Below are 14,106 nucleotides of genomic sequence, written 5' to 3'. Positions count from 1 at the left end.
CGCGAACGGGGTGCTCCATTCCTGCTTTCGGGGGCTCGCTACGCTCCCTCGGATCGCACGGCGTATCGGGATTCCCGACGGGATCTCGTTTCTGCCCATCGGGTCGACCGATGGATGACCACGGGTGGGGGGCGTCATGGCCCTGAGCGACATGCGGGCGCTGCAGGAAGAGGGTCACGGGGAGTCGCACGACTACGTGCACGGTTCGCCGCACCTCAAGCATCCGGAACTGCGGTCGTGGATCACCGAACGGATCCTCGCGACCGTGCGGGCCTCGGTGCCGCCGGGCACGCGGCCGCGCGTCCTCGAGGTCGGGGCCGGGCACGGGTCGCTCACCGAGCACCTGCTCGAGGCCGGGGCGCAGGTCGTCGTCACCGAGATGAGCGGGCCGAGCACCGACATCCTGCGGGCGCGCTTCGCCGCGACCGACGTCGTCGTCGTGCACGACCCCGACGGTGACGTGCCGGTCGAGGGTGACTTCGACGTGGTCGTCTACCTCTCGGTCCTGCACCACATCCCGGACTACCTGGCCGCGGTCGAGTCGGTCATCGGCCGGCTGCGACCCGGCGGCGCGTTCGTCTCGTTCCAGGACCCGCTCTGGTACCCGCGCCTGCGGCGCCGGTCCCGCCTCGCCGCCCGTGGGGTGTACCTGGCGTGGCGGCTCGGTCAGGGCGAGTTCCGCCGCGGGCTGGGCACCGTCGCGCGGCGCCTGCGCGGTGTCTACGACGACACCCATCCCTCGGACATGATCGAGTACCACGTGATGCGCCAGGGGGTCGACGAACGGGCGCTGCGGGATCTGCTCGCACCGCACTTCACGAGCGTCGAGATCCTGCCCTATTTCTCCACTCAGTCGCGGGCCGGTCAACGGCTCGGGCGCCGCGCGATCGCGCCGAACACCTTCGGTCTCGTCGCCGCCGGAAGAACGGATCTCCGATGAGGACACGGCTTCCCGATTTCGTGATCATCGGCGCCCAGAAGGCGGCGTCGACCCTGTTGCTGAATTCGCTGCGCGACCATCCCGAGGCCTGGCTCCCGGCCCACGAGGAGCCCTACTTCCGCGACCCCGTCTTCACCCCCGACGGCTTCCCGGCCTTCGCGCGCCCCTACGCGTACCGCACCGAGACCCGGCTCGGGCTCAAGTGCCCCGACTACCTCGGCCGGCCCGAGGTCCCCCGGCGCCTCGCCGGTCTGTTGGACACGCCCGACCTCGTCGTGTGCCTGCGCGACCCGGTCGCCCGCGCCGTGTCGGCGTACTTCTGGAAGGTCCGTTGGGGCCTCCTGCCGCTCCTGCCGGTGGACGAGGGCATGCGCCGGCTGCTCGACGGCGGGCTGCGCGACCACGACGGCTCGGCGGGCGACGTCCTCGAGTGGGGCCGCTACGGCGCGCACCTGAGCCGCTACCTCGAGGTCTTCCCCCGCGAGAAGCTCATGATCCTCGTGGACGAGGACCTGCGCCGGGCGCCCGACGTCACCCTGGACGCCGTCGCGCGCCACCTCGGGATCACCGAGCGCGGCGTCGGCGAGGTGAGCCGTCGGGGCGCCAACGAAGGGGTGTACTCCCGGTCGCGCCTCCGCTTCCTGCGCCTGCGGACGCCGCTGGTGCTGCGGTGGGATGCGCAGCGGACCTACGCGAGCATCCCGAAGCCGCACCGGCTCGCGCCGCGGCTCGCGAACGCCGCCGTGGGCGCGCTCGACAGCAAGGTGCTCTCGCGGGTGTGCGACAACACCCGACCCGCGCTCTCGCCCGAGGTCGACGCCGAGCTCCGGGCGTTCTACCGCGACGACGTCGCGGTCGTCGAGGAGCTCCTGGGCCGGGACCTCGACTGGGGTCCGACCGCGCGCCGCCACCCGGTGGGGCCGTAGGCGTGGGGCGCAGGGCGGCGGTGCCGGACGAGGTCGGTGTGGCGCCGACACTCGTCCTCACCCCCGTCGAGGCGCCCGTCGAGGACGCCGTCCCGGAGGACCCGGCGCCGCCGCGCTCCGCGGTGACCCGGGGCCGGGTCATGGTGGCCGTCGCGGCCGCGCTCGTGCTCATGGTCGTCGTGCCGGTCGCCTTCGTCGACTGGACCCGCAACACCGGGACGCCGGGCAACACGCTCCTGTGCCTCGTGATCCTCGCGATCAGTGCCGGGAGGCTCGCGCAGGCGATCGCCTTCGACTCGCGCACGATGCCCCGGTCGCTGTTCTACGTGTTCGTCTACGTCTTCCTGGCGGTGCCGGCCCTCGCGCAGACGGTGTCCGGGACCTATCCGCTCGACGGCCTCACCTACTCGCCGTCGACGGTGTCGGCGGGCCTGTGGCACGTGCTGGTCGGGGTGCTGGCCTACGAGGCCGGCTGGTACCTCTGGCGGCGGCGCGGCGAGGGGGCGCCGGGCTCGCTCGTGCCCCGGTTCTCCTTCTCGCCGTGGCGCTGCGTGGTCGTCGGCGGCGTCGGACTGCTGGTCGCCGCCTACCAGGTCGCCCAGCTCGGTCTCCTCGCGTTCTTCACCTCGAGGACCGACACGGTCGCGGCGCTGACCGGCACGTCGTCGGGGGGCACGCCGTACTACCAGACCGAGAACAAGAGCGCCGGTCTGATCGGGATCTTCCTCGCCCAGATCCCGGTGTTCATCGCCCTCTTCGCCATCCTCTACGCGCGGCGGCACCGCCTGTGGCCGCTGCCGGCGACCCCGCAGCGCGACCTCGCCTGGCGGGGCTTCATCGCCGCGCTCGTCGCGGCCAACGTCGTGATGAACAACCCGATGGGCAACGGCCGGTTCTGGTTCAGCCTGGTCATCCTCGCCTTCATCTCGATCTACGTCCCGTTCGACCGGCGGCACAGCCAGCGGTTCTACGTCTGCTCGGCGTTGCTGATCCTCTTCTTCTCGTTCGCCTCGCTGGACCTCTACCGGTCGCAGAGCACGACCCTCGAGGTCGCCGGTCCGGGGACGACGTTCGTCGAGAACGGCACGTACGCGATGTTCCAGATGGAGCTCAACGCCATCGAGTTCGTCGACGAGTCCGGGCACACCGACGGCCGGCAGATGCTGGGCTACGTCTTCAACTTCGTCCCGCGGGCGTACTGGGCGGACAAGCCGATGCCCACCGGCATGCTCGTCGACCCGCCGCTGGCCCGGTCGACGACGGCCTGGAGCGAGTTCTTCGTGGACTACGGCGCCGGCGGCGTCCTGGTGATCTTCCTCGTCTGGGGGATGGGCAGCCGGGCGCTCACGATCCGGAGCCTGCGCGTGCCCCCCGGGCTGCTGCACGCGCTGCTGCCGGTGCTGGCCGTCTACCAGATCTCCCTGTTGCGGGGCTCCCTGCTCCCGCTCATGGGTTCGCTCTACCAGATCCTCTTCGTGGTCGCCCTCCTGCTCGCGCGGCACCCGGCTCGCCGGGACACGACCACCGACGACCCACCGCTCGGCACCGGGCGCAGAGAACTGACCTGGAGCGGCGCATGAACGGTCGGGAGTACCTCGCGATCCTCGCGAAGAGGTGGGCGACGATCGTGCTCTGCCTCAGCGTGTGCCTCATCGCCGCGGCCGGCATCGGGCTGCTGACCCCGACGCGGTACGCGGCGCAGACGCAGGTCTTCGTGTCGACGCAGGTGGACGGCGCGAACCTCAACCAGCAGCTGTTCCAGGGCGGCAGCTTCACCAGCGACCGCGTGAAGTCCTACACCGAGCTCGTGGCGAGTCCCCGCGTCACCGGACCGGTCATCAACCAGCTGGCCCTCCCGGTGTCGCCGAGCGAGCTCGCGGGCCGCGTGACCGCCGAGGCCACGCAGGGCACGGTGCTGATCAACATCCAGGTCACCGACCGTGCCGCGGACCAGGCGGCCCGCATCGCCGACGCCGTCGCGGAGCGCCTCTCCCAGGTCATCCAGGAGCTGGAGTCGCCGCCGGGAGCGCCGGTGCCGCCGGTGCGCGCGGCGATCGTGACCCCGGCGATCCCACCGGAGTCGCCGGTGCTCCCCAACTGGCCGCTGACCCTCGCCCTGGGGCTCCTCGCGGGGATCGTCATCGGCGTCGGGGCGGCCGTGCTGCGCGACACCATGGACACCAGCCTCGAGACCGAGCAGGACCTCGAGCGCGTGTCCGGTGCGACGAACCTCGGCAAGATCGTCTTCGAGCAGGCCGCAGAAGGGCCGATCAGCGAGCGGGACAGCCGTTCCGAGGCGTTCCGCCAGCTCCGGACGAACCTCCAGTTCTCGTCGATCGACTCCTCCTCCCGCCTCTTCGTCGTGACGAGCGCGGTGCCCGCCGAGGGCAAGAGCACGGTGACCGGCAGCCTGGGTGTGGCGCTCGCGCAGATCGGGCTCCGGGTGACCATCGTCGACGCCGACCTGCGGCACCCGTCGCTCGCCGAGTACTTCGGGCTGACCAACGACGTCGGCCTCACCACCGTGGCGATCGGCCGGACCACGCTCGACGTCGCCCTGCAGGGCGTCCGCCCGAACCTGTGGCTGCTCTCGAGCGGACCGCGGCCCCCGGACCCCAGCGAGTTCCTCGCCACCGGCCGCGTCTCCGCCGTCCTGGAGGACCTGGCGTCGCGCTCCGACGTCGTGCTCGTCGACACCGCGCCCGTCATCCCCGTCGCCGACACCCGCGTGCTGGCGCCCCAGTGCGACGGCGTGCTGCTCGTCGTCCACGCCGGGTCGACCGACAGCCACCAGGTCAAGGAGGCCGTCGACTCCCTGCGCAAGGTGCAGGCCACGGTCCTCGGCACGGTGCTCAACCGTGTCGCGAAGCGGGACGTGGACGACTCGTACTACGGCCACTACGGCACGCCGAGCGGGGACCCGTCCATGACCGTCGCCCCGACGCCCGCGCCCTCGCCCGTACCGGCACCCAACGGGCACGCGGCGAACGGGCATGCGGTGAACGGGCACGTGGCGAACGGGCACATGGCGAACGGGCACGCGGCGAACGGGCACGGGGCCCACGCCCAGCCGGTCGACGACACCCCGACCGGACGGACCGTCACGCCCTACCGGCGCTCGTCGTCCGACCCGTCCTGACGTGGCGCAGCGCCCGCCGCGCCGGCTCCTCGACCAGTCGGTGGGTGGCGGCCCCGACGGCGACTACGAGCGCGAGGCCGCCGGCGAGGGTCGCCAGCCGGACGATCAGCGGCGCGGAGGCGACGCGCTGCCACACGCCGAGGTCCTCGAGCACGACCAGCACGAGGAAGTGCGTGAGGTAGACCGAGTAGGACACCCGGCCGCCCCACTGCATCGCGGGGGACGCCAACGCCCGCTGCACCGGACCCGCGGTGCCGAGCACGGCGAACACGAACAGCACGATGAAGGGCAGGGCCAGGAACCCCACGACGCTCTTCGGCGGCACCGCGGCGAGCACGGCGAGCGTTGCGGCCACGGTGCCCACCGCCACCAGGTCCCAGCGCCGGTGCGGCCGCAGCCCGTGCCGCCACACCGCCCACAGGAGGCAGCCGAGCGTGAACTCGCCGGCGATCCGCGTTCACAGGACCGGGGTCCAGGCGTCGGTGTACGACGGGCCGGCGCCCAGGGCGAGCAGGGTGGCGACCTCCGCGGCGAGCAGGGCCGCCCCGGCGGCGAGCGCGGTCCGGCGGTGCAGGCGGACCACCGCGAGAGCCAGCAGGGGGAACGCGGCGTAGGCGGCGATCTCGCAGGAGACCGACCAGGCCGGCCCGTTCCACGGCGTCACCCCGGGCCAGGCCTGGAGCAGGACGAGGTTGCCGACGAAGGAACCGGCGGTGAAGTGCTGCGCCGAGGGGACGTCCCGGCCGAGGGCGACCGCTCCCGCGACGAGCAGGCCCGCGGCGAGGAATGTCGCGAGGTGCACCGGATAGATCCGCGCGAACCGCGCCCACAGGAACGCCGGATACGCGGAGCGACCCTTCTGCCGGAAGTGCTCCGCGTAGTTGTGGCTGATGATGAAGCCGGACAGGACGAAGAAGATCTCGACGCCCAGGTAGCCGCCCGCGAGCACCGGTTCGGCGATCCGCGTGATCGGCACGAGATCGAACATCGTGAACCGGAAATGGCCGAGGAGCACCCACGCGGCGGCCACGGCGCGCAGCCCGGTCATCGCGTGCAGCACGGGTGGCGGGGCCGGGACGGCGGCCGCGGGCGCCTGCTGCGCTCCCGCCTGCGCGCCGCTCATCGGCCGGACGGTACCGAGGCGCCGCTCTGGGCCGACGCCCAGGTCGACCGGGCGCAGGCCTCTCACCTGCGATGTCCTACAGTCACCCACTCGACGGAAACCGAGGAGTGTCCGCGATGGCTCGTTCGACGCGACGCACCGTGCTGGCGGTGATCGTCCTGGTGCTCGGGTTCCTCCCGGCCGGGCGGATCAAGAACGTCCTGCTGAACCTGGCGGGGCACTCGATCGCGAGATCGGCCCGCGTCCATCCCGTGATCCTCTGGCGTGTCCGTTCCCTGGTGATGGGCGAGAAGGCCTACATCGGCCCCGGAAACGCTTTCCGGGAGCTGGCGCGGGTCGAGATCGGCGACGAGTCGGAGATCGGCCAGTTCAACTGGTTCTCCGCCGCCGCGAGCTACACGAGCGAGCGTGAGAACGAGCTCGCCGCGAAGTTCGTCATGGAGGAGCGCACGGGCGTCACGTCGCGGCACTACATCGACTGTTCCGGCGGCGTGAAGATCTGTCGGCTCGGGATGCTCGGTGGTGTCCGCACCACGATCCTGAGCCACAGCACCGAGTCGCGGCAGTGGGTGGTGCGCGGCAAGCCGGTCGTCATCGGCGAGGCGACCCTCGTCCTCAGCTCCGTCCTCATCAACCCCGGCATCACGATCTCAGAGCACAACGTCATCGCCGGCGGCGCCGTGGTCGTCCGCGACCTGGACGAGCCCGGCCGTCTCTACGGCGGGGTACCGGCGAAGGTGATCGGCGACGTGTCGGAGGGCGAGCACATCACCCGCGAGACGATGCGCCACGTGCCGCGGGAGACCGCCCGGAGCCTCCTGCGCGAGCGCCGGTGAGCTGACCGCGTGCCCCCTCACCGCCTCGGTCGACGCGCGTTCGTCCTCGGTGTCGCCGGGAGCGTGGCCGCCGCCTGCGCCGCGGGGCGCGCGGCACCCGTCGTCACACCCGGCGCAGCGGACACCGACTGGACCCGGCTGCCCCCGGGCCCGATCCCGGCGACCGACGCCCAGGGGCGCCGGTACCTGCAGACCCGTGTCCCGGCGGCGACGCGCCCACCCGTCGTCGGCGCGCCCGGGCCGGGGCTGAACGCGGGCCTCCCCGACGGGCGCTCGGCGACGTACGTCGTGCAGGACCTCGCCGCGCCGGTCTCGGAGCTCGGAGCCGTCTTCGCCTTCGGTCCTGGCAACGAACTGGGCTCCCTCTGCCTGGCCCGGTTCGACCGATGGGACGAGCAGCACGGCTCGCGGGGCGACGTCCGGTCGACCTGCCATCTCGGCATCACGCCGACGCGCTGGACGTACGGGGTGCTGCGGACGCCGCGGCTCGAGGTGGTGCGCACCCAGGAGTTCCGGACGCCGATCGCGCAGGACGGCAGCCCGCACACGATGCGGGTCGCCGTCGCGGGGAGCACCGCCACGATCGTCGAGCCGGACGGGACGGAGATCCGCATCGAGGACCCGAGGGTCGCGGTCGCCGGGCCGGAGACGTTCGCGTGCTGGGAATTCTTCAAGCTCGGACCCGGCGCGGGCGACGTCACCTTTCTCCGGACGTGGGCGTCCTAAGATCCCGAATACGGATCTCGAGTGAGATCTTCGTGAAATCTCCTATCTCGTTCGCGTAACGCCCTCACCCGTTCGAACGTTGTACAGATCACTCGCACGGGCGAGTGCCGACGTCCACGAGGAGGCGCCGACGTGTCCGATCCATCCCGGCCGGTGCTGGTCACCGGCGCCGGCGGCTTCATCGGTGGCCACCTGGTGCGCTCGCTCGTCGCCGAGGGCCGCGCCGTGCGGGCCGCCGACACGAAACCGTTCGAGGAATGGTTCCAGCACGTCGACGGGGTGGACGAACGGCGCCTCGACCTGACCCGTCGGGAGGCCTGCGAGAACGCGGTCGACGGCGTCGGCGACGTCTACAACCTCGCCGCCGACATGGGCGGCATGGGATTCATCGAGAACAACCGCGCCCTGTGCATGCTCTCGGTCCTGATCAACACCCACATGCTCCAGGCCGCCTGCGACGCCCGGGTGGACCGGTACTTCTACGCCTCGTCCGCCTGCGTGTACGCCGCGGACAAGCAGGTCTCCGCGGACGTGCTCCCGCTCGTCGAGACCGACGCCTACCCGGCCATGCCCGAGGACGGCTACGGCTGGGAGAAGCTGTTCAGCGAGCGCATGTGCCGCCACTTCGCCGAGGACTTCGGCATGGTCACGCGGGTGGCGCGCTACCACAACGTCTACGGCCCCAACGGGACCTTCGAGGGCGGGCGCGAGAAGGCGCCCGCGGCGATCTGCCGCAAGGTCGCCGAGGCCGCGCTGCACGGGGACGACGAGATCGAGATCTGGGGCGACGGCCACCAGACCCGCAGCTTCATGTACGTCGACGACTGCGTGCGCGGCACCCGGATGATCCTCGACGGGGCGTCCGGGACGCCGGTGAACCTCGGCAGCGCCGAGATGGTCTCGATCAACCAGCTCGTCGACATCGTCGAGGACATCGCCGGTGTGCGGCTGAAGCGGACCCACCGTCTCGACGCGCCCCAGGGCGTCCGGGGCCGGAGCAGCGACAACACGCAGATCCAGGAGACCTACGGCTGGGAGCCGTCGACGACCCTGCGCGACGGGCTGGAGCGGACGTACTCCTGGATCGTCGAGGAGCTGCAGGCGCGGCGGGTGCCGGCGTAGGCGCAGCGGTCACGCCGGCGCGACCTGCAGGATGTTCGCGACGGTGAACTCGCGCTCGCCGTCGCGCAGGTGGCACCAGGCGACGAGCGACCGGTGGAACACCTCCTCCGGGGTGACGACGCGGTGCGAGATCGTGCCGTTGCGGTCGGAGTACGTGATCCGCACGTCGTGGCTGTGGTCGACGGCATCGGCGAGGAGGTCGAGCTCGTCGAGGGCGAGACGCGGGTTGAGCGCGCCGAGCAGCGCCGCGGTGGGGGAGTCGGCGAGATGGTTGCCGACGCCGGCGGCGAGGAGCTGCGCGGCGAGGACGTCGGGCGCCATGCCGTCCCGGCCGGCGGGTCCGGCGGGGGCGTCGGCGACCCGCGACTCCCGGCGTTCGACCACGAGCGCGCCGGTCTCGTCCTCGCGCACCGGGAGGTAGCCGGCGCCGCGCAGGGCGCGCAGCACGGCGTCCGGGTCCGACGGGCTCACCAGCACGGTCGGGGCGAGGCGGGTGAGCCCGAGGCTGCGCAACGCCCGCGTGCGCAGGACCTCCTCCGACAGCGCCTCCTCGAGCACGAGGCAGGCGCCGGCCGGGCGGACGCGGACGTGCCCGTGGCGGCGTGCGACGTCGTGGACGAGGTACTCCAGCGGCTGGGGGAGCGGCCGCTCCGAGAGCCCGCGGAGGTCGGCGAGCAGCCCGTCGGCGGTCCACCCGGCGTCGAGCGCGGCGCGCACGCTGGCCGGCGAGAACCGGTAGGTCGTCGCGGCGCCGCGGGACTCGGGGGTGGCGGCGTCGGCGAGCAGCCGGCGGACGGCTGCGCCGACGCGCCCGGAGACCATCGCGGTGAGGTCGGACTGCAGGACGACCGCGCCGGCGGCGTCGACGAGGAGCTCTCCCACGTCCCCGCCGTCGACCAGCGCCCGTCCGAGCGGGCTGACCGAGTCCCCGACGACGACGCCGAGCATCTCGGCCTCGCGCCGGGTCACCGCGATGACGTCGGCGAGGTCGGTCTCGTCGAGCAGGGGCGCGGGACAGAACCAGCCGAGATTCTCGCCGGCGGCGTGCACCGAGCGGTCGCCCGCGGCGGCGAGCAGGGCGCGCCGCAGGTCGCCGTCCACGCTGATCAGCGGTGTCGGCGGGGCGACCTCCTTGCCGTCGACCTCGCGACGGCCCGGTGCGTACTCCAGCCCGAACCACGTCGTGGCGAGACGCGTCCAGCGAGGTGCGGCGTCCTCCTCGCGCCACGCGGCGTAGGCGGCGGTCGGCGCGTACCCGGCGTCGGTGAGGCCGAGCAGGCCGGCGTGGGCGGCGAGGTCGAGGACGAGGACGGCGAGGTGGTCGTCGTCGAGGTCGAGGCGCTTGACGAGACGGGTGCGCTCGCGCTTGCCGACACCGCCGCTCTTCAGCGCGGTGAGCGGATGGTCCGCGGCGTCGTCGAGGACGGTGGTGACCGTGTCGAGCAGGCTCCGGGCCGCGGCGACGGCGCCCGCGCGGACACGGTCCGGGTCGTCGCTGGGCGCGGGCAGGTCGGGGACGCCGGTCAGGTGCGCGTCCGCGGCCCACGAAGCGACCGCGACCTCGCGCGGGATGCGGGCGACGTGGCCCTCGAGCACGAGCAGGCCCGCGTCGAGCAGGAGGTGGTCGTCGGTGCTCGGGCGCAGGCCGTCGTACTCGTGGCGGCGCAGCGTGCCCAGACGCCGGCGGGCGGAGGCGGGGAGGGCGTCGAGGACGCCGCGCAGGAAGCCGGGGTCGCTCCAGGCGTCGTGGATCGCCTGGACCACCTCGGCCTTGCGCGTCGACAGCGGGATCCCCTGGGCGACGGCGATGCGGCGCACCTCGTCGGCGACGACGTGGCGCGCCATCCGGGCGAGGGGCTCGTCGGCGCCGATCTCGGCGTGCCAGTGCTCGGACAGCGGCTCGGGGAGCCGGAGCACGTCGCCGTCGGGCCAGGCCATCCCCGACCTGGTCAGGATGCGTAGCGGCCGCTCGATGAGGGCGGGGTCGGCGTCGAGCAGGGCCATGACCGCGTGCGGGGTCGCCCGCTGACCCAGCACGGCCAGCGTCCGTCCGACCTCGACGGTGTCCTTGTCGAGACGCCGGAGTGCGGCCGCGAGGGACCCGCGACCGGCCAGGCGGTCGGCGAGCCTGCCCAGGTCGCGCGGCACCGGCTCGGCGCACGCGTCCGGCCGGTGCTCCAGGAGGGCGGCCAGCGACGGTGTGTCGAGGGCCGCGAGGTGGTCGGCGAGTCCGGTGCCCACCACGTCAGTGTGGTCCCTGCTGGTGATCACGGGGCACCGAGGAGGCCCTCGCTCCGGACCCCCGCCCGCGAGCGGCCCCACCCGATCGTGTGTGATCGCTCCCGGTGACCGCCGTGACACGTTCCGAGGTCGTGCGCACGGGAACAGCAGTCCTTGGGCCGGGACACGGGGGGCGTGGCGCATGAGCACGGGATTCAGCGACGAGCAGGTGGCGGTCGGGGTCCGGGCGGTGGCGCTCGCGGCCGAGATCGTCCTCCGACGCCTGCGGGACCCGAACTTCCTCGCCGTCGGCGACGACGACCCGTTGCCGGCGGTCGTCGACGAGCCGCCCTCGCCGGCCGACGTCGGCTCGCCCGGCGGGTGGCGGGGGCTCGCCCGTCACGGCGGCGAGCTCGTGCGGCAGGGCGGGCACCGCGCCCGCCAGGGGGTCGCGACCGGCCTGCAGCGGTGGATGTCGGAGCGGCCCGGCACCGACGGCTGGCAGTCCCTGACGGTCGACGAGCGCACCGAGTGGTGGCTCTCCTACCTCGGGCGCACGACCGCCGTGCTCGCGGCGCTGCCGGGCCTCGCCGGCTTCGCGGGCGACCGGGTGCCGGTCAAGGACCTCGTCTCGGTCGCGGGCCAGGGGTTGCTGCTCTGCGCCATCGCGGGGGAGTACGGCATCGACGACGTCGACGACCACGTCGTCCTCCTCGGGCAGGTGGTGCTCGGCCGGGACCTCGCGCGCCTGTCGCGCGGCGCGCGCCGCGAGGCCGAGAACGAGGCGTCGACGCTGGTCGCGGACATGGAGGCGGCGCGCAACGGGGGGCGCAAGCGCGCGATGGCGTCGTCGCTCCTCGGCATGGGGCGCTCGCTGCAGCACCTCGAGGACGAGCTCGACAAGCGCCCGCAGGGCCACGCGGGCCAGCGGATGGCCGGCGCGCTGCCGATGATCGGGGTCATCGGCCACTACCAGGGCGAGCGGCGCGGTCTGACCATCGCCGCCGAGCGGGGTCGGGCCTGGTGCGCGGAACGCCTCGTCGCCGGGGAGCCGGCCGCTGTCCCGCCTGCTCCTGTCGTGCCTGTGCCTGTCGCTCCCGCCCTGCCCGAGCCGCAGGGCATCACGTTCAGCGACGCTCTCACCTGCGTCGCGGACATCGGCGAGGAGCGGCGGCGGTCCGGTCACGCGGTCGAGCAGCTCGGCGACGGCGGCGGCTACTTCCTCGTCGCGACCCCCGCGGCGCCGGTCGGGATCATCGTCTGGCCCTCGGGACAGCGGTGGACGATGAGCGTGTTCTCCTGCCCGCGCGCGCGGATGCGGCCCGCCCTCGAGCTGCACCGGTACGTCTCGCGCTGGCGCAGCACCGCCGGCATGGCCGCTCCCTACGTCGTGGAGGACCGGGGCGAGGCCGCCGTCATGTGCGAGCGGACGCTCAGCGGGCTCGACGCCGTCGACGTCCGGTCGCTCCGCGCGCTCGTCGAGGCGACCATCGAGCAGGTCGCCGACGCCTCCGCGCTCCTCGCCCGGGACCTCGGCGGGGCGGACGGCGTGACCCCGTTCGGCCAGGGCGCGCAGCTCCTCATGGACATGTGCCGCTGGTGGGATGTGCGCGACGACCGCATCCTCGCGATGGTGGGCCGCACCTGAGCAACATGATCCCCTTGGGTGCTCCTGCGGGGCGATGACATCGACCCGGGGGAGCACCCGGAGCGATCACGGGTCGCCGAGGAGTCCCTGACCCTTGCTCAGGGTCACCTGGGCCTCGCCCTCAGCCACGAGCGCCGCGAACGCCGACTGCCGGCGCAGCTCGTCGGCGGTGACGTCGGTGCGCATCTCCTCGCCCGTCACCAGCGGGCTCAGCGCGGCGGCGGCGTGGCCGGCCGTGTCGGCGCGGGCCAGCTGGCCGGCGATCCCGGCCGCGCCCGCCCCGGTGAGGGGTGCGTGGGCGATGCGACCGGCGTCGGCGAGCTGGCCGCTGACGCTACCGAGGATCGCGGCGGTGTCGCCGTGGATGCCGGGGATGGCGCCGAAGTCCACCGGGCCCGGCGGGATCGCCACGGGCACCAGCGGGGCGGCGGCGACCGGCGCGGGCGCGGCGTCCTCGGGCACCGCCGAGAGCGTGTCGTCGGAGCTCTCGTCGTCCTCGCACTCCTCGTCCGAGGCTCGGACCTCGGGGCAGTCCTCCGCGGCGGGCTCGTCGTCGGCGCAGTCATCCGCAGAGTCGTCGGCGCACTCGTCCGCGGCGGGGTCGTCGCCGCAGTCCTGGCTCGACGACGACGTCTCCTCGCAGGACGGGTCGTCGGTGTCGTCGCAGGCGTCGTCGACGAGCAGGTCGCCGCAGCTCTCGTCCGTCACCGCGGGTCCCGCTCGTTGCCGAGAGCGTCGCCGAAGTCGTCGAACGGCTTGCCGGCGCCGTAGTAGACCGGCGAGCTGCCGCTGCGGTCGACCGAGACGCCGGTCAGCGTGTTCGTGATCATGTCGGCGTTGGTCTGGTTGAGCAGGGCCTGGGTCGCGAGGACCTGCGGGTGGGTCGAGGCCGGCATGGTCTGGTTGCCGCCGAAGGTCTCCATCGTGCGCGAGGGCTCGATGACCCCGGAGTAACTGACGTGCGTCGCGTTGCCGGCGGCGTCGAACGACGTCGGGGTGAAGACGCCGGGCGTGACGATCGTGGCGCTGTCGGGTGAGCTGCCGAGCCGCTCGCCCGGGACACCGACGTGGTCGGGCAGGGCGACCAGGGGTGCGCTCGTGCTCGCCGCGGCCGGCGTGCTCACCGGCTGGGACGGCGCGACCTCGTCCACCGACGGGTCGCTCAGCGACGGCGAGTCGGCCGGGGCGCAGTGGCCGCCGTCGGCGTCGCTCGTGTCCTCGGCGGCCTCGCTGCTGACCACGACGTCGTCGGAGGACTCGGAGGAGTCCGGCTCCCACGTCGTGTCGTCGCCGCACAACGAGTCGGACGTGTCCGAGGTGTCCGACGAGAACGAGTCGTCCGTGCTCTCGAACGAGACGTCCTCGCCGTCGTCGGTGTCGACGGCGTCGGCGCCGGTGTCGAGGTCGGTCGTGTCGCAGTCCATGG

At 73.2% G+C, this 14,106-nt stretch carries 13 protein-coding genes; 8 read left to right on the top strand and 5 right to left on the bottom strand.

From position 1 onward, the window contains the following. Window positions 1–136 precede the first annotated feature (136 nt). Genes WCD41_RS15845 through WCD41_RS15830 form a run of 4 tightly spaced genes read left to right on the top strand, consistent with a single transcriptional unit; the run spans window position 137 to window position 5,005 of the window. On the top strand, window positions 137–940 hold the full coding sequence (locus WCD41_RS15845) for a class I SAM-dependent methyltransferase (protein ID WP_337714423.1): 804 nt from the start codon (window positions 137–139) through the stop codon (window positions 938–940). Further along, window positions 937–1,866, top strand: coding sequence for a sulfotransferase domain-containing protein (locus WCD41_RS15840; RefSeq protein WP_337714422.1), 930 nt, complete (start codon window positions 937–939; stop codon window positions 1,864–1,866). Before WCD41_RS15845 ends, WCD41_RS15840 begins: the two co-directional genes overlap by 4 nt. A 38-nt stretch (window positions 1,867–1,904) precedes the next feature. Beyond that, window positions 1,905–3,446: an O-antigen polymerase gene (locus WCD41_RS15835; RefSeq protein WP_337714421.1), complete on the top strand. Its 1,542-nt coding sequence runs from the start codon at window positions 1,905–1,907 to the stop codon at window positions 3,444–3,446. Then, on the top strand, window positions 3,443–5,005 hold the full coding sequence (locus WCD41_RS15830; protein ID WP_337714420.1) for a tyrosine-protein kinase domain-containing protein: 1,563 nt from the start codon (window positions 3,443–3,445) through the stop codon (window positions 5,003–5,005). Before WCD41_RS15835 ends, WCD41_RS15830 begins: the two co-directional genes overlap by 4 nt. Here WCD41_RS15830 and WCD41_RS15825 read toward each other — a convergent pair. After that, the gene (locus WCD41_RS15825; RefSeq protein ID WP_337714419.1) at window positions 4,968–5,360 is read right to left on the bottom strand and encodes an acyltransferase family protein; all 393 of its coding nucleotides are present in this window, start codon (window positions 5,358–5,360) and stop codon (window positions 4,968–4,970) included. The two genes, WCD41_RS15830 and WCD41_RS15825, sit on opposite strands and share 38 nt — an antisense overlap. Window positions 5,361–5,462: 102 nt before the next feature. After that, complete coding sequence (locus WCD41_RS15820) at window positions 5,463–6,128, bottom strand: acyltransferase family protein (RefSeq protein WP_337714418.1); 666 nt, start codon at window positions 6,126–6,128, stop codon at window positions 5,463–5,465. Between the two features lie 116 nt (window positions 6,129–6,244). On the opposite strand from WCD41_RS15820, the gene WCD41_RS15815 reads away from it, so the two are divergent. The 3 genes from WCD41_RS15815 to WCD41_RS15805 all read left to right on the top strand — a co-directional run bounded on the left by WCD41_RS15815 (window position 6,245) and on the right by WCD41_RS15805 (window position 8,812). Beyond that, the gene (locus WCD41_RS15815) at window positions 6,245–6,964 is read left to right on the top strand and encodes an acyltransferase (RefSeq protein WP_337714417.1); all 720 of its coding nucleotides are present in this window, start codon (window positions 6,245–6,247) and stop codon (window positions 6,962–6,964) included. A gap of 9 nt (window positions 6,965–6,973) precedes the next feature. After that, complete coding sequence (locus tag WCD41_RS15810; protein ID WP_337714416.1) at window positions 6,974–7,690, top strand: hypothetical protein; 717 nt, start codon at window positions 6,974–6,976, stop codon at window positions 7,688–7,690. 132 nt (window positions 7,691–7,822) lie between these two features. Continuing rightward, window positions 7,823–8,812, top strand: coding sequence for an NAD-dependent epimerase/dehydratase family protein (locus WCD41_RS15805; RefSeq protein WP_337714415.1), 990 nt, complete (start codon window positions 7,823–7,825; stop codon window positions 8,810–8,812). A 9-nt stretch (window positions 8,813–8,821) separates the two neighbouring features. Here WCD41_RS15805 and WCD41_RS15800 read toward each other — a convergent pair whose 3' ends face one another. Continuing rightward, window positions 8,822–11,053, bottom strand: coding sequence for a helicase-associated domain-containing protein (locus tag WCD41_RS15800; protein ID WP_337714414.1), 2,232 nt, complete (start codon window positions 11,051–11,053; stop codon window positions 8,822–8,824). 181 nt (window positions 11,054–11,234) lie between these two features. Between WCD41_RS15800 and WCD41_RS15795 the strand changes: the two genes are divergently transcribed. Then, on the top strand, window positions 11,235–12,680 hold the full coding sequence (locus WCD41_RS15795) for a hypothetical protein (RefSeq protein WP_337714413.1): 1,446 nt from the start codon (window positions 11,235–11,237) through the stop codon (window positions 12,678–12,680). A gap of 66 nt (window positions 12,681–12,746) precedes the next feature. On the opposite strand, the gene WCD41_RS15790 is transcribed toward WCD41_RS15795, so the two are convergent. Together WCD41_RS15790 and WCD41_RS15785 are read right to left on the bottom strand one after the other, a co-directional pair. Next, complete coding sequence (locus WCD41_RS15790; protein WP_337714412.1) at window positions 12,747–13,388, bottom strand: hypothetical protein; 642 nt, start codon at window positions 13,386–13,388, stop codon at window positions 12,747–12,749. Next, window positions 13,385–14,104 (bottom strand): hypothetical protein, encoded by a 720-nt coding sequence (locus tag WCD41_RS15785; protein WP_337714411.1) that lies wholly within the window; start codon window positions 14,102–14,104, stop codon window positions 13,385–13,387. The genes WCD41_RS15790 and WCD41_RS15785 overlap by 4 nt, the downstream gene beginning before the upstream one ends. Window positions 14,105–14,106: the final 2 nt, after the last annotated feature.

Source organism: Actinomycetospora aeridis, assembly GCF_037400275.1.
Classification (GTDB): domain Bacteria; phylum Actinomycetota; class Actinomycetes; order Mycobacteriales; family Pseudonocardiaceae; genus Actinomycetospora; species Actinomycetospora aeridis.
Note: the sequence above shows the minus strand (reverse complement) of the source record. Positions and strands in the feature narration are given on the sequence as shown.